This is a genomic window from uncultured Gimesia sp. (genome assembly GCF_937919775.1).
Taxonomy (GTDB): Bacteria; Planctomycetota; Planctomycetia; order Planctomycetales; family Planctomycetaceae; genus Gimesia.
Genome location: NZ_CALFPF010000242.1, coordinates 1 through 26,907, shown reverse-complemented (window position 1 = coordinate 26,907; position 26,907 = coordinate 1). Strand labels below are relative to the sequence as shown.

General features: G+C 52.9%; 19 protein-coding genes. 4 read left to right on the top strand and 15 right to left on the bottom strand.

All coding sequences use genetic code 11. The annotated features are described in order from the left end of the window. Positions 1-48: 48 nt before the first annotated feature. Positions 49-1,176, bottom strand: coding sequence for a serine hydrolase domain-containing protein (locus Q0294_RS06480; protein WP_299462150.1), 1,128 nt, complete (start codon positions 1,174-1,176; stop codon positions 49-51). Between the two features lie 141 nt (positions 1,177-1,317). On the opposite strand from Q0294_RS06480, the gene Q0294_RS06475 reads away from it, so the two are divergent. After that, positions 1,318-2,391, top strand: a complete 1,074-nt coding sequence (locus Q0294_RS06475) for a DUF2920 family protein (RefSeq protein ID WP_299462147.1) — start codon at positions 1,318-1,320, stop codon at positions 2,389-2,391. 21 nt (positions 2,392-2,412) lie between these two features. Here Q0294_RS06475 and Q0294_RS06470 read toward each other — a convergent pair whose 3' ends face one another. The 6 genes from Q0294_RS06470 to Q0294_RS06445 form a co-directional block, all read right to left on the bottom strand. Beyond that, positions 2,413-4,227: a heavy metal translocating P-type ATPase gene (locus tag Q0294_RS06470; protein WP_366917916.1), complete on the bottom strand. Its 1,815-nt coding sequence runs from the start codon at positions 4,225-4,227 to the stop codon at positions 2,413-2,415. A gap of 281 nt (positions 4,228-4,508) precedes the next feature. Beyond that, complete coding sequence (locus Q0294_RS06465) at positions 4,509-5,222, bottom strand: divalent cation transporter (RefSeq protein ID WP_366917915.1); 714 nt, start codon at positions 5,220-5,222, stop codon at positions 4,509-4,511. A 188-nt stretch (positions 5,223-5,410) separates the two neighbouring features. Next, positions 5,411-6,679, bottom strand: coding sequence for a cytochrome c peroxidase (locus tag Q0294_RS06460; protein ID WP_299462140.1), 1,269 nt, complete (start codon positions 6,677-6,679; stop codon positions 5,411-5,413). 274 nt (positions 6,680-6,953) lie between these two features. Beyond that, positions 6,954-8,846, bottom strand: coding sequence for an ABC transporter ATP-binding protein (locus tag Q0294_RS06455; RefSeq protein WP_299462137.1), 1,893 nt, complete (start codon positions 8,844-8,846; stop codon positions 6,954-6,956). A gap of 347 nt (positions 8,847-9,193) precedes the next feature. Continuing rightward, complete coding sequence (locus Q0294_RS06450) at positions 9,194-9,694, bottom strand: hypothetical protein (protein ID WP_299462134.1); 501 nt, start codon at positions 9,692-9,694, stop codon at positions 9,194-9,196. 150 nt (positions 9,695-9,844) lie between these two features. Continuing rightward, complete coding sequence (locus tag Q0294_RS06445; RefSeq protein ID WP_299462130.1) at positions 9,845-10,804, bottom strand: DUF1559 domain-containing protein; 960 nt, start codon at positions 10,802-10,804, stop codon at positions 9,845-9,847. 401 nt (positions 10,805-11,205) lie between these two features. Here Q0294_RS06445 and Q0294_RS06440 point away from each other — a divergent pair, with 401 nt between their 5' ends. Genes Q0294_RS06440 through Q0294_RS06430 form a run of 3 tightly spaced genes read left to right on the top strand, consistent with a single transcriptional unit; the run spans position 11,206 to position 16,674 of the window. Beyond that, complete coding sequence (locus tag Q0294_RS06440) at positions 11,206-14,295, top strand: PSD1 and planctomycete cytochrome C domain-containing protein (RefSeq protein WP_299462127.1); 3,090 nt, start codon at positions 11,206-11,208, stop codon at positions 14,293-14,295. Beyond that, the gene (locus Q0294_RS06435; RefSeq protein ID WP_299462124.1) at positions 14,288-15,745 is read left to right on the top strand and encodes a DUF1501 domain-containing protein; all 1,458 of its coding nucleotides are present in this window, start codon (positions 14,288-14,290) and stop codon (positions 15,743-15,745) included. Before Q0294_RS06440 ends, Q0294_RS06435 begins: the two co-directional genes overlap by 8 nt. Next, positions 15,742-16,674 (top strand): alpha/beta hydrolase, encoded by a 933-nt coding sequence (locus tag Q0294_RS06430; RefSeq protein ID WP_299462121.1) that lies wholly within the window; start codon positions 15,742-15,744, stop codon positions 16,672-16,674. Before Q0294_RS06435 ends, Q0294_RS06430 begins: the two co-directional genes overlap by 4 nt. Positions 16,675-16,706: 32 nt before the next feature. Here the strand turns inward: Q0294_RS06430 and Q0294_RS06425 are convergent, their stop codons facing one another. From Q0294_RS06425 to Q0294_RS06390, 8 genes are all read right to left on the bottom strand, one after another. Further along, positions 16,707-18,095, bottom strand: coding sequence for a DUF1501 domain-containing protein (locus Q0294_RS06425; RefSeq protein ID WP_299462118.1), 1,389 nt, complete (start codon positions 18,093-18,095; stop codon positions 16,707-16,709). A gap of 42 nt (positions 18,096-18,137) precedes the next feature. Continuing rightward, positions 18,138-20,687 (bottom strand): PSD1 and planctomycete cytochrome C domain-containing protein, encoded by a 2,550-nt coding sequence (locus Q0294_RS06420; protein ID WP_299462115.1) that lies wholly within the window; start codon positions 20,685-20,687, stop codon positions 18,138-18,140. A gap of 42 nt (positions 20,688-20,729) precedes the next feature. Next, the gene (locus Q0294_RS06415) at positions 20,730-21,668 is read right to left on the bottom strand and encodes a sugar phosphate isomerase/epimerase family protein (protein ID WP_299462112.1); all 939 of its coding nucleotides are present in this window, start codon (positions 21,666-21,668) and stop codon (positions 20,730-20,732) included. 36 nt (positions 21,669-21,704) lie between these two features. Beyond that, positions 21,705-22,802 (bottom strand): LacI family DNA-binding transcriptional regulator, encoded by a 1,098-nt coding sequence (locus Q0294_RS06410; protein WP_299462109.1) that lies wholly within the window; start codon positions 22,800-22,802, stop codon positions 21,705-21,707. A 318-nt stretch (positions 22,803-23,120) separates the two neighbouring features. Further along, the gene (locus Q0294_RS06405; RefSeq protein ID WP_299462105.1) at positions 23,121-24,188 is read right to left on the bottom strand and encodes a sialidase family protein; all 1,068 of its coding nucleotides are present in this window, start codon (positions 24,186-24,188) and stop codon (positions 23,121-23,123) included. Between the two features lie 66 nt (positions 24,189-24,254). Next, positions 24,255-24,677 (bottom strand): hypothetical protein, encoded by a 423-nt coding sequence (locus Q0294_RS06400; RefSeq protein ID WP_299462102.1) that lies wholly within the window; start codon positions 24,675-24,677, stop codon positions 24,255-24,257. Between the two features lie 93 nt (positions 24,678-24,770). After that, the gene (locus tag Q0294_RS06395) at positions 24,771-25,682 is read right to left on the bottom strand and encodes a DUF1559 domain-containing protein (protein WP_299462099.1); all 912 of its coding nucleotides are present in this window, start codon (positions 25,680-25,682) and stop codon (positions 24,771-24,773) included. 294 nt (positions 25,683-25,976) lie between these two features. Continuing rightward, positions 25,977-26,696 (bottom strand): FadR/GntR family transcriptional regulator, encoded by a 720-nt coding sequence (locus Q0294_RS06390; RefSeq protein WP_299462096.1) that lies wholly within the window; start codon positions 26,694-26,696, stop codon positions 25,977-25,979. Between the last annotated feature and the right edge of the window lie 211 nt (positions 26,697-26,907).

Here is a 26,907-nt window from a genome sequence, read left to right as displayed (position 1 = left end):
ACCGGAGGTTCATTGAACAGTTTGATCAGAGACTAATCTGATAGCTGCCTACATAAAAGACGAAGCAATGATATTCGACAATTTCACCAGGCGCCAGGGGGCTTTCGCCCGAGTGGCCGTTGTCAGCAGCACCGCGAAGCCATCGCGGCGGCGGTCCATCCAGACCATCGTGCCGGTGGCGCCCGTATGTCCGAACACGCTTCGGTCGAGTAAATTCCCCCAGCTGCCAGACTGACCGGGATGATTCAGCCTCCAGCCCAGTCCCCACGGTTGAGAACGGCGGATCGGTTCGGGCAGATCCGGATAATCATCGAGCCGATTCGTGGTCACCATTTCCATCATCGATCGGGAAAGCAGCCGGACTCCGTTTTGTTCGCCATAGTTGAGCATGCACTGACAGAGTACGGCCATATCTGCGGGAGAACTAAACATGCCCCCCCAGGGAACCCCCAGATCCTGCCAGTAGTTGCTGTTCCAGCCGAAATTGGAACCGATCTGGTATTCCGGCGTTTCGACGCGCACCAGACGTTCGCGCGGAAAGTCGCCACGCCCCAGCCAGGTACTTTGCAGTCCGAGTGGTTTGATGATTTCGTCTCGCACATGCTGGGCAATCGTTTTTCTGGTGAGACGTTGTATAATCTCCGCCACGATCAAAGTGCCCATACTCTGATAACTGAGTCCGGTTCCCGCAGGTTGAAAAAGAGGCACTGTGTCATAGATGGCGCCGTGAATAAATTGAGCGAGCGGCGCCAGCGATTGGCGCAGCGCGACATTGTTCTCCAGCATATCGGGCATACCTGAAGTGTGTGTAAACAGGTGATGCACTAGAATGGATTCTTTGTGGTGCGCTGCGAAGTCGGGAATGTAATGTGTGACCGGTTCCGTTAATACCAGATCGCCGCGTTCCACCAGTCTCAATGCGCTCATATAAACAATAGGTTTGGTGATGGAAGCCAGCAGAAACATGCCGTCCTGCCGAACGGCTTCCGCGTTTTTTTCCGGTCCCTGTTTGCCAAAGAACTGAGGCTCCACCATTTTGCCATGTCGGCCGACGACGATGGCGGCTCCGGGGACAACGCTTGCGTCTGTCCATTCTTTTAACAATCGTCCCGCCTGTTGCAGCCGTTCTCCGTCGAGGTCGATCTCCTGCGGTTTGACGAGGGGCAGCGAAGTCATACGAGAGTTCCTCTAAAAAGACAGCCTGTGTTGACGCGGACGAACCCATTCACCATGATCGATAGGGAAGTGTTCGTCAAGCGATCGGGCCTATGTATATAGAGGCGATGAGATTCATTCAAACAAGACAAGGTTGAATTCATGCTGGAAAAATCGATTACTATTATGACAGTCTTTTGTCTGGGACTGGGGATCACGGAATTAGGCGCGGCGGAGTTACCTGACCGGGATGGAACCGTTTCGATTGAAACTCAGGAATGGCCGTTTGAGCCGGGGCCACGTTCTGTCAAAGTTTACATCTACTATCCGGGAAACAGCCTGGCGAATGTGACCGCGGAAACGGGCTTGATGCTCAACCTGCATAACTGGGGGGGCACGAATACGTCGGGCGCCGGCAATCCGGCAGTGCTTACGAAAGAATTGAATGTAATTGCGATTTCGGTCGATTATCTGCAGAGCGGTGCGTGGAAAGCAGAATCAGCGACCGGAGCCCCCTATGATTTTGGATATCTGCAGGCCATTGATGCGCTGCGGGCGCTGTCGTTTGTGTATCACGCACTGCTTGAGAAAAAAATCCCGTTCAATTCAAAGCGGATTTATTCGACCGGCGGTTCGGGGGGCGGGAATGTGACGCTGATGTGTAACAAATTCGCACCAAATACTTTTACGTGTGTGATTGATATCTGCGGGATGCCTCGGCTCTCCGATGATATCGCATTCCATCTGCCCGGAGGCAGCAGTCTGAATGCCCGCTACAGTCAGGATCAAAGTTCAAAAAATTATCTGACGCCGGGCGCGCAGGAGATTCGATTCATCGGGAATCCCGAACATTTGAAATTGATGAAAGACAGAGGGCATGCGGCCAAGATTATTATCATTCATGGAACGGGAGACACGACCTGTCCTTACACCGATGCACAGCAGATGTATCAGAATATGAAAACCGCTGAACTGGACGTCGAAGCCAAATTTGTTGCACCCGCGGATATTGATAACGTCGTTTTTAAAAACATCGGTCATTCACTCGGCGATCGTACGCAGATGATGCTCAAGTATGGCGGGGACTATGCCATTCCCGGACGCGAGAAGTTTCGCCTGCGGACGTCTCCCACCGATTTTGAATTAAAGCAGGATGTGATTTACCCCACTTCTGACGGACGCTATGTGATCTCTTATGCTGACGGAAAACCAACGGTCCGTTTCGAGTCAAAATGAGTTTGGTTGTCTGTGGTACAATCAAACTTTCGGTCCGGGTGTGAAGTCGATCAAGGCTTTGGGAGGGACCGCAACCCGTAACGCGTTGAGCACAGCCAGAACATCAATTACCTCCTGAGTCAATGCACCGGCGACGGGGGGCAGATAACCTGCTGCAGCGAACAGCATGCCCAGCATACTCAGACCCATGCCTCCCATCGCACTTTCCAGGGCGATGCGTCGCATACGGCGGCTGATGTGCAGGAATTCGTCGATTTTTTGCAGCGAGCTGTCCATGATAATCACGTCGGCAGCTTCTGTGGTGACATCGCTGTTTTGACCGAAGGCGATGCCGATCGTCGCTGCGATCAGGGCGGGGGCGTCGTTGATGCCATCGCCGACAAAGATGGTATTGGCGCGTGTGGTTTCGTCATTAACGATCGCCAGTTTTTGTTCGGGGCTCTGACTGAAGAAGACATTGTCGATGCCCACCTGATCGGCGAGGTAACGTACTTCCGATTCCCGATCACCGGAGACCAGCATCGTGCGCTCAATATGATGTCGCGGCGAGAGATGATTGATAAAGGACTGACCGTCGGTGCGCGGCGTATCCCGAAAACGATACGTGCCGGCATATAAATCGTCAACCAGGATCAGGCATTCCAGGCCTCCTGATTGCGGCGGCAATTGATCTGCCACATCGGGCTGCTGTTGGAGCAGTTTCTTGCGACTGGTAATCTGGATCGAACGTCCGCCAACGGTTCCCTGTAATCCCTGTCCCGGGGGTTCGCTGATTTCCGTCGCCTCGTGGATGACCGTTTTCGCTTCCTGCATGGCGGTCTGAATCGCTTGTGCCAGCGGATGCTTAGAAAATCGTTCTATGCTCCCGACGAGCGAGAGGACTTCATTTGGATCAAAACCGGCAGTACAGATCTGTTCTGTGAGATGGGGTTCTCCATAAGTCAGCGTTCCCGTTTTATCGAAAATGATCGTGCGGCAGGTGTCGGCGGTTTCCAGTGCGGTTGGGTCGCGGACAATGATCGCTCTGCGGGCCGCCAGGGAGATGGAACCAATGATGGCGACCGGAATCGCAATTAACAGCGGGCAGGGAGTGGCGACCACCATCACCGCCAGAAATCGGACCGGATCACCGGAAACGATCCAGGCAGCCAGTCCAATCAAAACCGCCAGAGGCGTGTACCATGCACCCAGTTTGTCTGCCATGCGACGCATCTGGGGTCGATGTTGTTCCGATGTCTGCATGACCTCCATGATTTTGGCATACCGCGAATCAACGGCCAGTTTTTCTGCGCGGATCGTTAATGCCGATTCGCCATTAATCGCACCCGATAATACCTGCGACCCCGGAGTCTTGGACATCATATAAGGCTCACCGGTGAGATACGATTCATCCATCACGCCGTGGCCTTCCAGCACGCTTCCGTCAATGGGGCAGATTTCGTGCGGGAAAATGACGAGCGTGTCATTGATGGCAATCTGATCCAGGGAAACATCTTCGATGCGGGAGTCGATTTTACGATGCGCGATCGACGGCATCCGTTTACTAAGCGCCTGCAGCACGGATGAGGCACTGCGGACGGCGTATGCTTCCAGCGCTTCACCTCCGGAAAGCATCAGAACTACCAGAGATCCCGCCAGATACTCATCGAGTAATATCGAGACGACGATGGAGATCCCGGCCAGCAGATCGGAACCGAATTCCCGGTGAATCATTTTGACCAGCAGTCCCCAGACCAGCGGCGTACCACCCAAAGCCAGCGCGGCCCAGAGCGGGAGGTTCTGAACGGTCTCCGATGTGACGAGCGCGAAGCGTAAGACCAGATGTGCAGCGATCATGACGATCGTGAAAACCGCGATCAATGTTTCAAGAGACTTCCAGACAGGTGAACTCGATTTCGGCGGATTAGAGTTCGACACGGTTTTTCCTTTTGTGTTTGCAGCCGAGAATATTCGACTGTATGTGTTGCCTGTCTCATTTGGCGAATGTGATACTGTAACGAATCTGGGTTACTTATAATGGATGTTGGTGACACACGTCTATTATAACCGCATCTTGCTAACAGAGGCGCTCTAATTCTCAATCGGCGGATAAGTTCAGTCTGTTTGACAGATGAAAATTATGCGATTACCATTTGTGCAATCAGTCCGAAGACAAAACCAAGCACTGCTCCCAATGCGGGAGCCCAGCGGCGTGCCAGTTTCGCCTGGGGTGCAATATCCTGAAATGTCAAATAAAGAATCCCACCCGCGGCGAACAGCATTGTCATACCGACCAGTTGTGGGACCTGCGATAATAAATAATATCCAATGAGCCCGGAAAGGGGGCCCAGTAGAACCAGCAGGCAAAAACCAGGCAGGATCAGGTGTCGCTTCATCGTTTCAGAAGTCCTCAGTTCTCTGTAGGCATTAAAACCTTCCGGCAAATTCTGGAGCCCGATTAAGATGGCAAGCAGCATCCCCACCGAACCGCCATTGGCAAACGTGGCTCCCAGCGCCAGCGATTCGGGTATGAAATCCAGCAGCATGGCGATCATCTGTGAAGCGGAATTTTGATGCTTTTCCAGCATCCGGTCGAGGAACATAAAACAGATGCCGCCCATGAGAATGGCGCCGGCTGCTGTCAGGGGATGCATCTCTGTTATGCCGACCGGGACCAGGACCAGAGCGACGGCAGCCAGCAGCACCCCACCGCCAAAGGCAATAATCGAATGACGAAACTCTTCTTCGAGCCAGCGCGGGTGAATCCGTTCGATTTTCGCGAGAAAACCACCGATGGGTATGGTGCTTCCCGCCAGAGTCGTCAACACAATAACTTCCAGTATGCCCGACAATTTTTCCCCTTTATGTAAAAGAAGGTCATCAGAGTAGCCGCGGATCTCTCCCAATGATTCCTGTTTCACAGGATACCAGTATTACGGAATAAGCACAGGCGTTTTACAGTCGGATTTCATTCCGGAACGAAAAATAGCCCGGTGTGGAAACCGGGCTATAGGGGGATTGCGAGTACAACGAGATTGGTCTACTGAGGCAACCGTCCGACTTCTGTTTTTGTGAACGGTCCGGAACAGGCTTTCATAAATGCTACCAGATCCTGCTTATCCTGATCTGAAAGATTGAGTTTTTTCACTTTGTCACTCAGGGTCGGGTTCGGAGTGCCTCCCTTGTTGTAGTGTTCCACCACTTCTTCGAGAGTTTTTAAAGAACCGTCGTGCATGTAAGGGGCGCTGAATTCCACGTTGCGGATCGTGGGGGTTTTGAAAGCGCCTTTGTCCTTTTCCTGTTTGGTGACTTCATAACGGCCGAGGTCCGGTTTTTCGGCATCCATGCCCACGCCGAGGTTATGATATTTTTCATCAGTCAGATTCGGCCCTAAGTGGCAGGCGGCACAATTCACTTTTTCACTGAAAAACAGGTCCATTCCCCGCTTGGCGCTTTTCGACATGGGGTGCGCTTTGGCTGGAGTCAGAGCCGCCTGATATTCTTCCTCAAGATCTTCGAGGTCTTCTTTATCCATTTTCAGGAACGGTTTCAGTTGTTCCTGATAATCAAAGGGAGAAGGTCCCGATACGAGCGTACGTTCGAATGCGGCAATGGCCTTGCCGATGTTATCGATGTTGACTCCGTCGTTAAAAATTTTATGGAATTGCAGCCGATAACCGGGAAGTTCTTTAATGGATTTGACGACCGCTTCATGGGTATGTCCCATTTCAATCGGGTTGGCGATGGGGCCGACCGCCTGATCTTCCAGAGTGGCTGCACGACCATCCCAGAACTGAGGACCACTCAAGATACGGTTGTAACTCACGGGAGAATTACGTCCCCCTTCCTGATCCCCAATGCCGACTCCAAAACGTGTGTGCCGACCAAATCCTTCATCGGGATGATGGCAGCTGGCGCAACTGATGGTGTTGTCTGCAGAGAGTCGCGTGTCAAAATACAATTGTCGCCCGAGTTCCACCTTGGCTCGTGTCAGCGGATTTTCTTTGAGGCCCACCATCTGACCTGCCCCTGCGCTGAGACCGAGCGGCAAAGTCACTTCCAGTACTTCATGGTTTTCGGGATTACTGAGCCAGGCTTTGATTTCTTTTTCCGAGAGTGGTCCTTTACCGGGAATTCCGGATGTCAACTCAGGTGTGCCTAACAGCACTTTGTTGGATTTCTTCGCAGAAGATGTGTTCTTGTCTCCCGCATGAGCGCCCCGCTCAGCATAGGCGATCACGAAAACAATTCCACACACGATGCCAAGCTTCAGCAGCAGGGAGTTCCGACTATGTTTCAATACATTCATACGACTGTTTCCCTTTCCGGGAAGTACCCGGCCTTGTTATTTCAGGATAAAACGATTTTTTGATCTTACATGCGTTCTGGGGCATGCGTTCTGAGTTTTCAGAACCAGGCGAGATTCAACTGATGCTTGCTACACAAGAACTGTTGAGTGTTTCTTTGGGGAAGGACTGATATATAAAATTGTAAACATGTAAGGGAGGCTTTTCAATTTAGAAAAGTGAATCAGAGGGGTCGGGAATTCAAAAAACGAATGTGCACTTGGCAGGCGTGAGACTTCAACTGACTTCGGCAGGACTGGTTTGCAATAGAACCATCTCGTGATATTTGCCACCTGCTTCCATCAGCGCATCATGCGTACCGGTTTCCGTAATACGTCCGTCTTCGAAGACCACGATCCGGTTGGCGTGGCTGATCGTACTCAGTCTGTGAGCGATGACAAAACAGGTGCGGTTCCGCATTAATCGCGTCAGGCTGTCCTGAATCAGTCGTTCACTTTCGGTATCCAGATTACTGGTTGCTTCATCAAGAATTAATATTCGCGGGTCGGCCAGAATGGCACGCGCAATCGCCAGCCGCTGTCTTTGTCCGCCACTCAACTTCACGCCCCGTTCTCCGATCAAAGTCAGATAACTGTTGGGAAGCGTTTTGATAAATTCATCTGCATTGGCGATTTCCGCTGCGCGTTGAATTTCTTCAAGCGTGGCTCTGCGATTTCCATAGCCGATGTTCTCAGCCACAGAGCCATCAAACAGAAAGACATCCTGTTCCACGACTCCGATATGATTGCGATAACTTTCCACGTCGAAGTCTCGCAAATCGCGACCATCCAGCAGCAATCGTCCTTCCGTCGGATCGTAGAATCGCGCGACCAGATTGCAGAACGTTGTTTTTCCCGCACCACTGGGACCGACGAGGGCAATCGTTTCCCCCGGTTCGACTTCCAGCGAGATTTCCTGCAGCGCATATTGTTGAGTGTTGGGATATTGGAAACTGACATTCTCAAAAGTAATCCGGCCGGAAATCTCGGATTTGCTGATAGTCTTCGCCGTGGAGGAAACCATCTCGCGCGGTTCTTCCATTAAATCGAGCACCCGATCAAAGCCTGACAGGCTGTTCTGGAACTGGGCCGCACTCTGGGCCAGCATTGCTAATGGCCCGAGCAGCATCAACAGGTAAGCCAGGAACATCACCAGGTCGCCTAACGTCAGTTGACCTTGCAGCACCTGCCAGCCGCCATATAACAGCAGACAGGCGGCGGCAACGGGGATCAACGTTTCCCAGACAATTTCAATGAACCGGGCCCACCACCAGGCATACAGTTCCTGGCGTGCCATGAGATGGTTGCCGCGCATCACACGGCTGGTTTCAGAACGCTGTCTGCCGAACGCGCGGACCACGCGCATACCGCCGAACGATTCGGTTGCCAGCGCATCGACATCCGCGCGCTGGGCGCGGATTTTGCGGTGTTGTGGTCGAATGCGACTGATCCAGGTGCGGTGTGTCAGATACACCATCGGGCCCAGGAAGAGTGCCCCCAGGAGCAGTCGCCAGTCGACCCACGCCAGAATGATCAGGCTGCCCAGCAGTTGAATAATGGCGCGGCAGGGGTTGTATAACATTCCAAAAACCAGCTCACCGACACTGCCCGCGTCTTCCCGCAGGATACTTGCAGCGCCTCCCGACTTGAGTTCCTGTACCCGATGCAAAGGCAGACGTACCGCCTGCGCAAAGACATCCTTGCGAACTTTCATCTGGATCATTTTTGTCACGCGGGTGGCGTGCCAGCGCCCCCAGATCTGCAATGCGATGCGAATTAATGAAATGAAAATGACGGCGATGGTAATCGATACCAGCAGCGGCCAGGGTTCGTGAGGAACCCACGTCGGCATGAGCGCCGGCAGCGGTTTTTTATCGAGTACGTAATCGACGACAAATTTGGTCGCGGCCGGCGGGATGAGTGCCAGCAGAGTGGCGACGGTCAGTGTCAACAGCGACAGAATCATCGGTCCGCGATGAATTTTCAGTAAGCTGAGAAAGCTCCGCACGAGTTCCCAGGAGGAACGGTCCCGTTTCGAAGCATGCTTGCCCTGCGAAGGACCATGTTTTTCGCGAAACTCGGTTTTGTACTCTTCAAATTGTTTACGACTGGAGAGCGAATTCGTACTCATGGATGATCTTTGTGATTCACGGTATTTGAAGCGGATACCGTTTCAGAAAAGGTAAGGATTATGTGTTGAAAGGGGCTTCTCTCTATTATAGAGGATCTCCGTCGGTAACAAGTCCCTGTTTAAGTATATCCGCGTGCACTGAATAATGCGACTGGATGAGAATCACAGCGATCATTGTGCCGTTTTTCAAGGCGTTTCTTACTGTTAAGTCACTTCAGATTCGATTAGACAGTTTGAAGAAAACCATTTTTGCAGAGGCAGGAATTGTTGTGAGGATCTGGTGAGGAGACGAAAAAACAAAACCCCTGCAGCACAGTAATCTTCATTCTGTGCTGCAGGGGCTGGTTTTACTTCTTTGTGACTGATTCTTTGGGTTTATCATCGGTCAATGGGAAATCGATTGTATTAGCCTTGTCTGCGGTGACGGTCACCAGCAGTCCGGATTTTTCCAGATCGCCGTACCATTCCGGAATCACCGAGACCGGTTCCGCATTTGCTTTGACCGTGTCTTCCGGTAACCCTGATCCTCCGGAACTGGTAAGTGCGGTAATCATGACTTTGTAATCACCGGGAATCACTCCGTCGTCTTCTTCATAGGTTCCCATTTCATAAATCCCTTCACGGTTGACTTTTCCCTGAGCCGGAGGGCCACCGCCAATCGGTATGAAAACCAGAGAACCAATACTTAACGGTTTTCCATTATAGCTGATGGAACCAGTCACCGTGGCACGTGCCGGTCGACCATCACTACAGCCTGACGTGTTGAGCAGTACAGCGAAGAGTAAGAGCGGGAGTAAGTTTGTCCGGTTAAATAATTTGACACAAACCACTGGTAGTTTAGATATCATCAGTGTCCCTTTATAGTGTGAGATAATGAGTCGGGAAGAGTACGTGCTGCGCAATTCAAACGTAGCATGCAGTATAGAGAGCTTGAGACGGTGACGACTCAAACTCTCTTAGCCTGCTTGGTTTCAGAACGAATGAAATATAAAGAGGTTTTAATGCCATTCGCCAAGTACTTCTCCACCGGCACGTGTTCCCAGCGATTTGAACAACCCGAGATCGATATTCTCACTAATGAAGTGAGTGGAACCATCGGCCATCATGAAGTGGGCACCCCCGACATGGTAACTGGTGAAGGGAGTATGATTGGTGCCGAAATCTCCGCGATAGTTGATTGGAAACTGGATGTTTTTACTATCCAGAGTCAGTCGTCTCGTGCTGGTATACCAATACATGCCCCACGTCCAGGGCTGGATGCCACCCCATCCGACTTTCATCGATGCAGACCAGCCATGTGAAGAGGATGATTCGCCCAACAGAATTGTGTTCGAAGATCCATCGACAATGTCGCGAAACTTGGTCGCACTATGCGGGTAGATGATCCCTGTATCGGCCCATCGGTAATTATTGCTCTCAGTGGGATTGGTAACATCTTCAATACGACCGGCAACTCCCCGATAATGCAATGCACCTTGACCGACAATCCAGGGTAACGCGGAATTGACGATGTCCGGGGAACGGTTACCCAGAGCTGAGGAAGGGCAGGCGAGTACCGGAACCGGCCCCCAGATTTCATTCGACCCATAATGCGGCGCGGTCTCATATCGCCACGGGGCGAGTATGGTGATTGGGTTTGCGGAAAACCCTTCCATGGCGTGAACGCGGGTTGCCTCATCAATATAAGGGAAGATCTTGGGGGCCCATCCCATATGATATCCGCCTCCGGAATAGTTAGGCGTCGGATGGCTTCCATTAGGGAAAGTGGTAAAGGTGTCGTGGTAGTTGTGGAATGCAAGCCCCAGTTGTTTGAGATTGTTCTTGCACTGAGAACGCCGGGCTGCTTCCCGGGCTTGCTGGACTGCCGGTAAAAGCAGGGCAATCAAAATTGCGATGATCGCAATAACAACTAACAATTCGATTAAAGTAAACGCTCTGCGTCTGGAATAAGTGCTCATCGTACATTTCCTGGAATGAATGTTATTTGGAAATATATAAATCGTGAGCGACTTTAACGTGTGTGAGCGACTTTTGAGAGACTTTCAAGATTCAAATGGTTTTTGTGAAATAATGTTTAATAAAGAATAGTTAAATTATTCGATCTGTCAACATATTTTATAAAAAAGGTCTTTTTTGTTCAGGGAAAATACGGTGTTAGTTTGTTTTCACTCGAAACACACAGATTATCCAGTGAATTTGAGTTTCAAACCGAGTAGAAACGATGACCGATTCAGGCTCTGGCCAGTGGTTGCTTTGATGAGTTTGTCTGGACCTGGGGTTGTGTCGTCAGTACGATGAATCTTACATCAGTATGTGGTGATCCTTCCCCCAATTCTCTTTCCCAGGTGAAATCAATCCTTTGAATTTGCTGTCCTATTGCCTTAAGTTGATTCTATTGGCCATCACTCTCGGGGTCCCCTTTTCGCTCTGCGCGGCTGCTGATGTGAATTTTAGCCGCGACATCCTGCCGCTGCTTTCCGACCGCTGCTTTCACTGCCACGGCCCTGAGCCCACGCATCGCGAAGCCGACCTGCGCCTGGATTTACGCGAGGCGGCGACTGCAGACCGGGATGGAACCACCGTGATTGTTCCGGGGAAACCGGAAGCGAGTGAGTTACTGACCCGGATTACCAGCAGCGATGCCGACCTCTTAATGCCGCCACCTGACTCACATCGCAAGCCGCTGACAAAAAAACAGACGGAACTCATCCGGAAATGGATCGCCGAAGGCGCGAAATGGGGCCAGCACTGGTCATTTGAAAAACCGGTGAAAGTAGCTGTCAGCCCTCAGGAAAAAAGTCAGAATCCCATCGATGTACTTGTCCAGCGTAGACTGACTGAAGAGGGGCTGACTCTTTCCCCCGTCACAACAAAACAGACACTCATTCGCCGGCTCTCGTTTGATCTGACCGGACTGCCTCCGACTCCTCAAGAAGTGGAAGCATTTGTGAATGATCCGTCTCCGGACGCAGATGCAAAACTTGTCGACCGGTTATTAAAGTCGAAACATTATGGCGAGCGGATGGCGATGTGGTGGCTGGATCTCGCACGATATTCCGATACGGACGGTTTTCAGCAGGACGCGACGCGCACGAACTGGCCGTGGCGGGACTGGGTAATTCAGTCGTTCAACAAAAATCAAGCCTTCGATCAATTTACGATCGAACAATTCGCCGGCGACTTATTGCCGGGGGCGACGCCGGAACAAAAGCTGGCGACCTGCTTTCATCGCAATCATATGACAAACGGCGAAGGGGGCCGCGATCCGGAAGAATCGCGCATCGATTACGTGATCGACCGCGTCAACACCACGGGAACCGTCTGGCTGGGACTCACGCTGGGCTGCTGTCAGTGCCACTCTCACAAATTTGATCCGATATCTCAGGCCGACTATTACAGCCTGTTCGCGTTCTTCAACAGCATTGATGAAGATGGCAAAGCGGGCGGCGGTGCGAAGCCGTATCTCAAATTCAAATCGCCGCTGGTTACGCGTGCGATCCAGGAAGCACAACAGGTGGTCGATGAACGCAGACCGTTAGAAGCGGAAACCCGCAAACAGGCCGAACAGGCATTCGAACCGTGGCTGGCCGAGCAGATACGTTTTGTCGAACAGGGATTCACTGCCTGGCATCTGCCGCAAACCAGATCACTTCAATCAGTCGAAGGGACCATTCTCACTCAGGAAGCGGATGGCACGGTTCAGGCCAGCGGGCCGAATCCTCGACAGGAAGATTATCGCCTGACGGCTGCGACGAACTTGGCTCGCGTGACCGGCATCCGGCTGGAAGTGTTTCCGCATGTTTCGCATACCGAAGGGAAATTGAGCCGGGGTGCGAGTGGGGAATTGATTCTGACCGACGTCAAACTTCAGGTGCGTCGTCAGGGGAGTTCACAGTTGCGGGATATCGAGTTCGCGACCGCGGTGGCAGATGTCGAGAAAACAGCCAAAGGCCGCAACTATGGGAAAATCAAAGACACGCTCGATGACGATCCCCGCAACGGCTGGACAACAGAAGACCATGATCCAAAGCAGAAACATGTCGCCGTATTCGCTTTAGCGGAACCTCTGGTTCTTGACGATCAGGAAGAGCTGATTTTCGTGATGCTGCATCGTTCGACCGAAGGGGACGCGAACATCGGTCGATTTCGTGTCATGCTCACGGATCAGCCGGGCCAGGCGGTTCGCTCACTTGATCCGATGCCTCTGGAAGCGTTGGCGGCCGTCAAGACAACCGAGGTTTCTAAACTCGATCCAAAATTGAAAGCGCGTCTGCTGGAACAGTTTCTTGTTGATCACGGCGTTTATCAGAGAAAAAAGACAGAACTGGATCGGGCGAACGCACAGCTCGCTCAAGTCAAAAAAGCGGCCGGTGAATTGAACGTGATGGTTTTGGCCGAACGAAAAGAGCCTCGTAAAACATTTGTGTTGGAACGAGGCGTCTGGGATAAACACGGAGCCGAAGTGTCACGCTCAGTGCCGAAAGCGGTTTTCCCGTTGCCGCAAGAAAAAACAAAAGATCGGCTCGATCTGGCGCGGTGGCTGGTTTCCGATCAGAACCCGTTAACCGCGCGGGTTGTTGTGAATCATTTGTGGCAGATCTGTTTTGGTGAGGGGCTAGTCCGTACGCCGGGCGACTTTGGTCTGCAGGGAGAAGGACCGACGCATCCGGAAGTCATCGACTGGCTGGCGGTCGAACTGATGGAACACAACTGGGACCTGCAGCACGTGCTGCGTTTGATTGTGACCAGCCGCACGTATCAGCAGCGCAGTGAGGTCTTGCCAGCATTACTGGAACGTGATCCGGAAAACCGTTTGCTGGCTCGCGGCCCGCGATTCCGTTTACCAAGCTGGATGATTCGTGACGCCGCATTACAGGCGAGCGGTTTATTGAACCCGGCGCTGGGGGGGCCTCCGGTGATGCCTTATCAGCCGGCGGGGGTCTGGGCGGAAATGTTTATGGGCCGCTTCCGCTACGAACCGAGTCAGGGAGCCGCCCAGTATCGACGCAGTCTGTACGCGTTCTGGCGACGCTCGAGCGCACCGACGTTCCTGTTTGACAGTGCGCAGCGGCGGGTGTGTGAAGTCGAGCCGCGACGTACCAATACCCCTTTACAGGCACTCACACTGCTCAACGATTTAAGTATTCTCGAAGCCTCACGCGAACTGGCACGCACGGCGATTCAACAGGAAACCACGGTGCCGGCGCGATTGGAATTGATCGCACGCCGGATTCTCTCTCGATCACTGGATGCACGGGAACGCGCCGTTCTGGAACGCAAATTTCAGCTGTCATTCGCACATTATCAAAAACAGCCCGAGGATGCACTCAGCCTGCTCGATGTGGGACAGCCGCCGAACAAGCGCAACGTAGCAGCCGACGAACTGGCCGCTTATATGGTGATCGCCAGCATGGTCTTTAATCTGGATGAGGCAATCACCCATGAATGAGCAACTCAGACAACGTGCCTTCGAAGTATCCCGCCGTTATTTTCTGGGACGCGGTGCCGGCGTCGGTCTGGGCGCGATGGCACTGGGGCTGTTAGAAAACATGCGCCGTGCGGAGGCAGAGAAACCACCGGCCATCGGTCTGCCGGAATTACCCCACAAACCGCCGCGGGCAAAAAACGTCATCTTTCTGACACAGTCGGGTGGGCCTTCGCAGATTGAACTCTTCGACGACAAACCGGGTCTGATGAAGTGGGCCGGCAAAGAACTGCCGGAAAGTGTGCGTGGCGGACAGCGACTAACCACGATGACCGCCAATCAGAAGCAGTTGATTATGCCGTCGCGAACGAAATTTAAGAGATACGGAGAAAGTGGTGCGACACTCGGCGAATGGCTGCCCTATCATGGAGAGGTGGCCGACGAACTTTGCTTTATCAAATCGATGGTCACCGATCAGATCAATCATGCCCCGGCGATGACCAAATATCTGACAGGCCATCAACTGCCGGGACGGCCTTCGATCGGTGCCTGGTCGAGTTACGGACTGGGAAGCGAGAATCGCAATCTGCCCGATTATCTGGTGTTGATTTCCAAGATGAAACGGCCCAGCGATCAGCCGCTCTACGATCATTACTGGGGGAGCGGCTTTTTGCCGTCCCGCTATCAGGGCGTGAAACTGCGGAATGCCAGAGAGCCGGTACTGTATCTGCGCGACCCGGACGGACTGCCTCGCAATGTCAGGCGCGGCATGCTGGATGGCATCGCCGAACTCAATCAGATGCGTCTGGAACAGACGGGCGACCCGGAAATTGAAACGCGGATTCGTCAATACGAAATGGCCTGGCGGATGCAGTCCAGTATTCCCGAGTTGAATGATCTGAGTGATGAACCCGAATCAACGTTCGAACTGTATGGCCCCGATTCACGAAGGCCCGGCAGTTATGCGGCTAACTGTGTGCAGGCCCGACGTCTGATCGAGCGCGGCGTACGGTTCGTGCAATTATTTCATCCCGACTGGGATCATCACAGCCGCCTGAGTTCGTGGTGTGTCGCTCGTTGTCGCGATACCGATCAGGCGAGTGCCGCGCTGGTTAAAGACCTCAAACAACGGGGTTTGCTGGATGAGACGCTGGTGATCTGGGGGGGCGAATTTGGTCGCGGCGTCGCCGGTCAGGGGAAATGGGATAGTCCCGAAGGGGGCCGCGATCATCATCCGCGTTGTTTCACGACATGGCTGGCAGGGGGGGGCGTCAAGTCGGGCATGACGTATGGTGCCACCGATGATTTCAGTTATAACGTGGCCGAAAACCCGGTCAACGTACGCGACCTGCACGCGACGGTGCTGCATCTGCTGGGCATCGATCACGAACGATTTACATTTCGACATCAGGGACTTGACTTTAAACTGACGGGAGTCGAACCGTCAAATATCATCAAGGAGATTCTGGCATGAGACGGTTCACGGTAATGACATTATTAATCGCGGTGATGAGCGTAGGACTGTTTTGCAACGCAGAAGCGCGCGAGCCGGATGCGGTGATTGATCTCTGGCCGAATCTGGCGCCCGGTGAAACAACGCGTGACACAGGGACCAAACTTGAGAGACGCCCGGATGAAAATCCACCCGCGACACGCGTGAAAGATATCACGCGACCACAGCTGCAGGTGTTTCAACCGGCGGCCGACAAACGGAATGGTGCGGCGGTTCTGATTTTTCCCGGCGGCGGATACAACTATGTTGTAATGGACAAAGAAGGTTCCGAAGCCGCGGAATGGTTGAATGAGTTGGGTATAACCGCGTTTGTGGTGCATTATCGCACGAAGCAGAAAACACCATCGGGTCAGAAGAGTGCGATGTTACCTGCTTTTTCAGAACGACCGTTGCAGGATGGGCAACGTGCGTTGAGTCTGGTTCGCAAACGAGCTGCCGAGTGGGGAGTCAAACCGGATCGGATCGGCGTCATCGGTTTTTCGGCAGGAGGGCAGGCAGCCGCTTTGGTGACCACCCGATTTGACGAGCGTTCCTATCAATCCATCGACGCGACGGACGAAGTCTCCTGTCGTCCCGATTTCAGTCTGCTGATTTATCCCTGGCGGCTGGTCGATGACAAAACGGGAACTTTGAACGAGGTGTTTACAGTTTCAAAAGCAACGCCGCCCACGTTTCTGGTGCATGCTCACAATGACGGTGCCACACCGTTAAGCAGCATTTTGTTTTATACGGCGCTCAAGAACAACGGCGTGGGCAGCGAATTGCACATCTATGAAACGGGCGGACACGGCTACGGCATGCGACCGGTTGAAAATTCCAACGTCGATACGTGGACCGATCGCGCGGAAGACTGGCTGCGTCAGCGGTCCCTCATTTCAGCCGCGAAATGAGTTCAGGTTGGTAATTTTTACAAGTGCATTTTCTATGCTTTAAGGATTTCTTTGACGACGTGCCCGTGTACGTCGGTCAGTCGGAAATCACGGCCGGCGTGGCGGTAGGTCAGTTTCTCGTGGTCCAGTCCCATGATGGACAGAATCGTGGCATGAAAATCGTGAACGTGGACCATGTCTTTTACGACATAGTTTCCGATGTCGTCTGTCTCGCCGTGAATCACGCCGCCGCGCACATTGCCGCCGGCGAGCCAGCAGGAAAAGGCGTTCGGATGATGGGTACGCGATTTGGTTCCTTTACCGTCCTGTGCCCAGGGAGAGCGGCCGAATTCCGTACAGAACACGAGCAATGTGTCTTCCAGCAGACCGCGCTGTTTCAGGTCTTTGATCAGCGCCGCGACAGGTTGATCGACGCGGCGGGCGTATTTTTCATGCGAGGCGATATCGCGGTGTGCGGCGTCCCAGTTGTCCCGGCAGGCGCCGACGGCGTCGATGATTTCGACAAATCGGACTCCCCGTTCAATCAGGCGGCGGGCCATGATGCATTGAGATGCGTAGCTGGATTGGTCTCCCTGTGTCACCCCATAAGATTTCAAAGTTTCCTGCGTCTCTTTTGTTAAATCAAGGGCTTCGGGCGCCTGTTGCTGCAGACCTCTGGCGGCGGTGAAAGAAGCGACGCGTCCCGCAAGCTGGGCATCCTGCTGGCGCTGTTGTAAGTGGCGTTGATTCATTTTCGACAGCAGCGACAGTTCCAGGTGCTGCCGCTCACGTGAGGTTGGCGACTTTAAAAAGGGGATCGGATCAGCGCCGGGCACGACCTGCACACCACCGTTGACGGCGGGCAAAAAATTGGCATCCCACAATTGCGGGCCGTTGTATGGGCGATGTTCTGAGATGACGATGTGCGAAGGCAGATTATTGTTGAACGACTTCAAGCCATAACTCAGCCAGGCGCCGATGCCGGGCATCGCGGTGGTCGTACTGCCCGTGTGCAGTTGCAGCGTGGCTTCGCCGTGATCGCGGTGATCACAGTTCATGGAGCGAATCAAAGCGGCTTCGTGCATCTGCTCGCGAATGTGGGGGAAGAGGTCACTGACTTCCGTTCCGCATTCCCGATTCGGGCGGAACTTCCATAACGGCGCTTTCAAATAGCGTTCGATTTTCGGTTGTCCGGAGACCGCGGCTTCGTTTTCGTCGCCAATTGATTGATCGTGCCGTTTCGTCAGTTCGGGTTTGGGGTCGAAGGTATCAACGTGCGAGTAACCGCCCGACATATACAGCATGATCACGTGTCTGGCCTGCGGGCGATGATGGGGTGTCGCAAGGCCGGCGGGCAGAGCGGAGGGAAGTAAGAGCCCGGCCGTTGTCCCGAGTCCCGCCTGCAGCAGACTTCTGCGATGAATGTGTTGAGAGTGATGCATTTTGTGATTCCTCTGTGGAGGCTGCTTTTGATGTTGTCTGCATTAGTCGACGAAAAAGAATTCATTACTGGTAAGCAGTACTTTGGATAACCCGGTCCAGGCGGCCTGATTGGCAGCCGCAGTCTCTTCCGGATGCTCTTTGATCATTTGTCTGCGATAGGCGTGCAGCGTCTGTATAAACTCAGCCTGTTCTTCAGGGGTCGGGTTGCGGGAAAACACAATCTGGTAAGCGGCCTCAATCTGTTTCTCTTCCGTTGAATTGGACTGCAGGATTCGTTTTCCCAATGCTTCCGCCAACTCGGGAAGAAAGGGGGAGTTCATCAGGTAAAGTGCCTGTGTGGGGAGATTCGAGTTCTTGCGCGTTCCAGTCGTCTCGTTCGTCTCAGGTCCATTGAACAGGCCGAGGAACGGATGCTTGAACAGTCGCTGTGTCATCAGATACACGCTCCGTTTGTTGGAAGGGTAAACCTGATGAAAGGGCCCGTTCAGGCTGTAGCCTTTCTTATGCCAGGGGGTGAAGGGATGCGGGCCTCCCGGCTCGCGATCCAGTTCGCCGGACACAAACAGCATCGCATCGCGAATTGATTCGGCATCGAGTCGCTGGCGGGAATGTTTCCAGAGGAAGACGTTTTCCGGATCACGCTGGCTGTTTTGTTTGATATCAAAACTGTCCAGTCGATAAACGCGGTTGAGCATCATCTGGCGATGCAGCGCCTTGAGCGACCACTCCTGTTCAATGAGTTGGTTGGCGAGATAATCCAGCAATTGCGGATGCGAGGGAGCGGCTCCCAGAACGCCAAGGTTGTCGACTGTTTTGACCAGTCCCTGCCCGAAGTGGTGATACCAGAGCCGATTCACGATCACACGGGCCGTCAGGGGATGCGCGGGATCGGTAATCCAGTTGGCGAGTTCTTCGCGTCCGGATTGTTGTTGACCCAAATCAGGTTTGGTTTTGGAGATCACATTAATGAACTGACGCGGTACAACATCTCCGGGGTTGCTGGGATTGCCGCGGCGATGCAGCTTGGCGTGGTGCGGTTTGCCATCGATGACCGCATACAGCATCTCTGCCGGCGGCTGTTTGACGAGCCTGGCTTTTTCCTGTTTGAGCCAGGGTAAGCCGTGTTCCATCAGTTCCCGAAATTTTCCTTTGTGAGACGCCAGCAGTTTTTGTCGCCGCGCTTCGAGTTTCTCGGTCGGCTGATTGTCTTTCTCTGCCTGTTTGATTTTGGCAGCCACCTGTTTGTATTCTTCGAGGGTCGGCTTGAGCCAGGGTCGGAAGTGATTTCGAATCTGATGTTGATACTGGCTGAGGAGCTCCCAGTATTCATCGATTTTTTGTTGTGAATCCGGGTTGTTTTCCGCCGCGACGAGTTGCGTGGGAGAAGGTTCGTTCGACGCGCCCATCGTGGGGTAAAGGGTGCTTTCAAAAATGCCGTACAGGCCGTAATAATCGGTGGCCAGCATCGGATCGAATTTATGATCGTGACAGCGGGCGCATTTTAAAGTGACCCCCATGATGCCGCGACCGATGGTGTCGATGGTATCGTCGATGGTCAGGTGCTGGTCTTCATACCGCGTATTGCCAAACCGGCGGGAGAGGGCGATAAAACCGGTGGCGATTTTGAGTTGCCGGGCCCGTTGCGGATCGTCTTCACGCGCCGCCAGGATATCGCCTGCCAGTTGTGCCTGCAGAAACTGGTCATACGGGAGATCAGCGTTGAATGCGTCGATGACCCAGTTGCGGTAGAGATAGGCGTCCGGTATTGGAAAATCGCCGACATCGCCCTGGGTGTCGGCATAGCGCGCGACATCCAGCCAGTGACGACCCCAGCGTTCGCCATACGCGGGGGATGCTAACAGACGGTCGACGACTTTGGAAAATGCGTGCAGCTCGCTATCGGGATCGTTGAGAAAATCGTTCACTTCCTGGGGAGTGGGGGGCAGGCCTGTCAGATCGAAGCTGGCCCGTCGGATCAGAGTCCGCCTGGATGCCAGGGGAGCGGGAGTGAGGTTTTCTTTCTCAAGCCGCGCAAAGATAAATCGATCGATGGACGAATAGGCCCACTCTTGATTGTTGACTGCAGGAGGCGTGACGGAGTGACGCGGGAGAAAACACCAGTGGGACGTCGTCAGTGATTCTGTTTGTTTTGTTTGTGATTTGTTGACAGGTTTCGTCTTTTCTGCAGGCCAGGGGGCACCCCATTCGATCCATTGCTGGAAATGCTGGATCGTTTCTGTGCTGAGCCGGTCATCCAGATCAGGGGGCATTTTTAATTCTTTATGCGTCCGTTGAATGGATTGATACAACAGACTTTCCTGTGGCTTGCCGGGGGTGATTGCGGGGCCAAAGTCTCCCCCTTTGATCAAGGCAGACCGGGAATTGAAGGCGAGTGAACTTTCGGCGTCTTTGTCACCGGTGTGACAGTCGGCACATTTTTCAATCAGGACCGGACGAATATGCAGTTCAAAAAATTCGATCTGGCTGGCCGGTGGTTTGACTGGTTCGACTGCGAAGAGCGCATGCTGCGGGTTGAACAGCGCCGCCAAAGCCAGTATCACAAAGAGTCGCATTCGATTGTGCTCTATCATGGTCGAACCAATTCCCCCGGGGGATCAATTTATCATTACTACTTAACCGCGCGTAATCCCTGCCTGCTGAAAAGCGGGGGCGATATTCTGATAACAGGTTTTTGCTGCTGCGACGGGATCGTAGCCTTTCTGTTTGAAAACCATGCCACTGACTTCACAGCAGATATCTCCACGGTAGCCGCCTTTGACGGCCAGTTTAAGCAACTGGACATAATCGATGTCGCCACTTTCGCCGGGCAGGATAAAACTGACTTTGTTGTCCTGCTGGACGGTGTCTTTAATCTGAATGAAACTGGTGAAGGGCAGCATGATCCGCATCGAATCTTCCAGCGAAATATCCCGGTGGGTAAAGTGGCTGTAGTCATAGTTCAAGCGAATCCAGGGACTGTTGATTTGCTGCACCAGCCAGGCGCCTTGTTCCGGTCGATCAACGACGCCGCCCCGATGCGGTTTAACGGTGATCACTGTTTTGGTACTCTCGGCGACCTTCGCCCATTCTTGCAGGTTGTCGCGCATTTCATTTTTTCGGTCGTCCCATTTGCCGCTGCCGGCTGTGGTTTCAATCAGCGGTGGTTGTTCCGGTTTCAATGTGTGTCCCAGTTCGGCGGCCCGTTTGAGGCGTTCGAGAACTTTCTGCTGGCTGGCTTTTGAACCGGTCAGATCGCAGTGTTCCATGAGTGAAGTCAGTTTTAAACCGGTTGCATTGAGTTTGTTTGCAATCTCGGTACGTCGCTGGGGGTTGAGTTTTGATGGCGTCGCGTCCCAGTCATCGTTCAGGCAGAGTTCGACAGAATCGTAACCGATGTCCGCCACAACCTGCAGTGCCTGTTCGGTTTTCATATGCGGCATGCCGTAGAGGCTGAAGCCCAGGGTGAGTTCAGGCTTTGGTGATTTGCCTGCCGGTAACCAGTTGATTCCCGCCAGACAGGTGGCGGCGGCTGTGCTGGAATAAAGAAACTGGCGTCTTGTGAGCGGATTCATATCTGGTGTTCCTCTGCCGGAGCGGCTTCGTTTTGATTAGTTGTTGAGACGGCGAACCGATTCGCCGGGGGTCAAATGTGGTTCGAGGGTTAAATCGACGTTGGCAATCGAGTTGTTCATGGTCAGGCGTGTTTCGAGCTGTCGGACGGCCAGACGGCCGATGTCATGGGCGTGAATATCAAAGGTCGTCAGTTGGGGATAGAGGCCGGTAATAAAGGCGTGGTCGTTGTTTCCGGAAATGACACTGATCTCTTCGCCGACTTTGATGCCGCGACGGGCCAGTGAGCCATACACGACAGCCGCAACACTGTCGGCACCTGCAAAGAGGGCAGTGGGACGTTTTTTCGCTTTTAATAATTGATCGACCAGATGTTGCACGGCCTCTGTCGAAAGCGGCGGTTTGATCGGCAGCTTCCAGCCTTTGGAAGGGGGATCGACAAAACGCTGCACGTCTAAGCCGCGCCGCATTGCCTGGGAGACGAAGCCGGTTTCACGATTCAGCATAATCAGGTGATCGGGTTTGGGATTCAGAAAGGCAACGTTTTGATGTCCGTGATCGGCTAAATAGTCGGCGGCCTTCGCGCCGAGTAAAACGTCGTTGGCGCCCACACAATCGCCCCAGCAACCTTGCGGCCGTCCCAGGAGCCAGACAGACGGAATTTGCGAGAGACGATTCAATAATGTTTTGTTTGATTCGATCAGCATTTTTCCCTGCAGCGGACCAATCAAAAACAGACCATCGATCTGGCCGAAATCCAGATGGGCGGGTACCGCCTGCAGGTCGGGGATATGGGCAACTTGAAAACGGACCCCGAGTTCTGAGAACGCATCTTCGACACCACTGATCGCGGAACTGACTACGGGGAGTGAGATGAGAGAGCGATCGAGGCCTAACGAGACAACGAGCAGCCGTTTGCCGTTCAGGATACTGGTCGTGTTCTGAATGGTTTCATTTTTAGGACGCCGTTTGCGGAGGGGGCGGTAGTCCAAAGACTCTGCCACCTGACGAATGCGGCGTTTGGCCGCTTCACTGATCGACGGGTCGTCTCGCAAGGCGCGACTGACGGTACTGACGGCACAGTCGGCTGCTTTAGCAACAGTTTTTACCGTGACGAGTTCAACAGTTTGACTCACGGGAACCTCGTTGGTAGAGAAAGATCAAAATAGTCTGATGCAACGCAAGTAAACACATATAAGAAAAAATTACTCGTTAAGGAAATACGTTGTTTGCCTGGTTTCTCTTTGTTGATAAACGATATCGTAATAGATGTAAAGCAGAATCAGTTCGGTTCTCGGAAAAACAGACCAAATGCAAGCGAGGACAAATCAGGATTCCACCTACGCAAATAAATCTTATTTGCGTAGGTGGACGGGATGTGAGTCAGCGAGAGGACAGATAACTGATTGTCTTCTCGGAAGTTGGGGATTTGTGGCCCTGTTCGCGAGTAGAGTTTATTTTGCGATGAAATCAGCTTCTTTCAGGGAAAGACGAACGGGTCCCTGCATGGTGGTAATCCAGAGCTCTCCGGGTTTGACTTCGGTTACGTAAGGATAGGAGACGCGGTTTTCGCGTTTCTGTCCTGCGGGCGTCAAATCGCGCGCGATGATGACGGGATCGCTCCAGGTTTGGCATTCATCATCGGAAAACGCGAGAGACAATTCTTCGCGGCTGCCTGTTTTGCGTTCGGGATCACGGAAACGATTCCAGAGCATGACGATGCGGCCACTTTCGAGTCGTTGCAGAATCGCCGGCGAGCTGCTGGCCGGGATCTGGGACGGGCGGATAATGCGCCACGAAGCGCCTTCGTCGGTGGAGAAGGCTTCCCAGAAGCGTCCAAACCTGGTGCGAATCAGCGCGTAAATCTGGCCCTCTTTCAATTCGACAATCGTCCCTTCCATCGCCCCATCATGATCGCCGGAACCGCCGAGGTCGATCATGTTGCTGTGATTCCAGGTGGCGCCTTCATCATCCGAATAATAAGTCAGCATCACATGTCGTCCCGGATTGGCGATGGCTTTCGAGACGGCGACGATGATGCGTCCCGATCTGGTTTGAATCATGCTGCGAATCGCGCCACACCAGCTATCATCCTGAATGATCTGGGGAGGCAGCCAGGTTTGTCCCTCATCGGTGCTGCGCACAATATAGGCGGGGAGGTAACAGTCAGATTGAGGGCCTCCCTGTTTGTCATCCCAGTGGAATTTTTTCTCAGCGAGATTCATAAACGCGAGGATAATGGTTCCTTTGCGCGTTTTGATGATCGCGCGTTCCTGGCTGGTCTGGAATTTTTCGGGCTGCGCATACAGCGGTTTCGCATCCCACGTCTTGCCGGCGTCTTTGCTGATCAAAACCTGTTTGGCATCCGGGGCCAGCAGGCTGTTTTCTGAAAGTTTGAGAAAGGGACCCAGGTGTGGGTGGGGAAGTTTTTGCGTCTGCGGGTGATTCCATTCTGCCTGAACTGCGATTGCGGAAAAAAATACTGAGGCGATGACACCCGTAAAAAGGAAAAACTGCTTCATTTCTCTCTGCCTTTTTCAAAAATGTGAATTCCAAAGTTGCGTTTGTCTGTCGTCAGGCTGGATCGGCTACTCTTTCAATACAAAGTCGACAATCAAGGGTTGCTTTCCGGCTTCCACGGTCGCTTCCAGTTCTGATTTTGAATGATATTTTTCCGGTATGGGGATCGCAGGTTTGGTGGCTGCGTCGATTTCTCCTAATGATTTTCCCTCTAAATCATCGGGAAGAATCGGCGTGCCTTTGATTTCCACGCGATGTTTTCCCAACGGGACGCCGCCTTTGTTCGTGATTTCATACATACCATTGATGACCTTGCCGGCGGCAATCGGTCCCTCAGGAAGGGGCCGAAATCGAATCACAGCCCCTTCCAGCGGTTTGCCGTTCAAGGTGACACTGCCTTTGACCACGCGGCGATCAGGGGCATCACTGACGCCTCCACTGCCGACAGTCAGTATGAGAACTCCCCAGAAAATGAGTCGTATTCCAGGCATAACCGTTTCCTTTAAAAACGCTGCCCCGTGCCGATCACGGTCTGCGTGAAATGTGATTTAATTGTTGAGGCCACTCTGATGAAGCATGCGAAATTAAAAATCGCCGATAACTTCTCCACCGGCGCGGGTGGTGAGGGCAGACAGTGTCCCCTGATCGATATTTTCGGAGAGAAAACGGACGGAGCCGTCGCACAATGTAAAATGGCAGCCGCCGACGTGGTAACTGGAAAAGCCCTGCGGTCTGAATGCGAAAGTGCCCCCGCCGGGAACCGTGTCGATACTGTTGATGCCACTGCTGGTGTCGAAGACATCATAACCCGTGTAAGAATTGCCATTCAGCCCCGTCTGGGAAAGGGACCCGGTGATTTCGCCGACGAGCAGTGTATTGCTCGTGCCATCGATAATGTCACGCATTTTGACGCTGGAAATGGCGAAGAGCACGCCATTGCCGACAGAAGTGGGACGCACACCCGAGCCGGAATTGCATTTCCAGCTGACGGAATCGGCGACGCCTCCGATGTCGGTCCTGCCCATTCCATTGGGAAGTGCGCCGGCAAATGCGCCCGCCTTGTTGACGATGGTATCCGGTTGCGGATTACTGGGGCAGAGGTAAGGCTGCACGGGCGCCAGAGCGCCGCTTGATGTAAAGTTTGCCGGTACGAAAGGCGTTGATCCAGAAAAATTGAGGTTGTTGTAAACATTCGCCTGGTCCATGTAGGGCAAAACATGCACACCCCAGGAAAACATATGGCTCCCCGAATATCCACTGCAGCCTCCACTGATCGCTGCGCCGATCGGGAACGCCCGGTGGGTGTCGTGATAATTATGCAGTGCCAGGGCAACCTGTTTAAAGTTGTTTTTACAGGAGGAACGTCGCGCTGCTTCACGGGCCTGTTGTACTGCAGGCAGCAGGAGTGCAATTAGAATCGCAATAATGGCAATCACCACCAGCAATTCAATCAGCGTAAAACCACGGGGTTTTTTCTCGGAATTGATGAATAACATTGAACCGTCTCCAAGTAAAATATCAAAGAAAACAAAACGATGAAATCAGCCTGGCACACAGGTATGAGTCAAGCTTTCAGGAGAGCGTCGATTTCCGTCATTAAGCCGTTTTTTTCTGGTTGACAGCATCTTCGAATGCTGTTGCAGGAGACGAACCAGATTATGATACAGTGATCTGCGGTTTAAAAAACGATGTCTGAACCAGTTGTTTTATCTTCAATATCAGAGGCTGAAGCAGCTCGATAATTTCAAATGTATTAATTCACCAGGAGTATCAGTCAGTTTTGCTTTGTGTCATTCACAGGGCGCTTTTAATTGCGGTTTCAGATGTTCTGTCAGGTATTTGGTTGCTTGATCGATGTCCCGATCCGCAATTGCATTGGCGATGATTTCATGATCCCGGAGTCCCTTGCTGGTGGGGGGATGACCGTACAAGTCGCCTGCATGGAAGTAATCCAGCAAAACCCCATGAAACTGTTTCACAAAATTGCCATGCGAGGCGGCCAGAATGGTCTGGTGGAACAGGCAGTCCAGCTCTTTGTAGGTTTTGCTGGTGCCTGCCGGATCCTGTTTGATATTTTTCATCACCCGTTTCATTTCGGCGACGATGGTCTGCAGCCGCACGATTTCTTCGGCGGTGATCATTTCCACGGCCAGCGCGATCGAGCCGATTTCAATCACGGCCCGCAGTTGCTGTAACTCGCGCCATCCCTCTGGACTGGCGACTTGTGGTACGAGTGCTTTTCTCAGAACGGAGGAAAAGTTATCGCCTTCGCCAACGCAGAGCCCGAGTCCCTGGCGACCTGTGACCACGCCCAGACCTCGGAGCGATCCGATGGCTTCACGAACGACGGTTCGCGAGACGCCGAACTGATCGGCCAGATCGGCTTCGGTTCCCAGTCGGTCACCGGGAGCAAGGCGGTTGTTACGAATTCTTTCACAGAGCTGGTCGGCCAGTTCAGCGCTCATCGTTTTTGCTGAATCAAAGGGGCGAACATCCTGTAATGTTTTCATTGTAAAACTGCCTTCCCGGACGCATTATTGTGAATGACATTTTCTTGAATCTGCTTCCCAAACGGTGGGATTGATTCATTGCCTGTGATGTGATCTTGTATTATAAATATGTAGATTGTATGACAATCTGAAGTATTATCATATAACCGCGAATTAAAGCGTCAAGACAATTAGTGGTGTTTTGCTCAAGAATGCTGATGTTTTGAAAGCG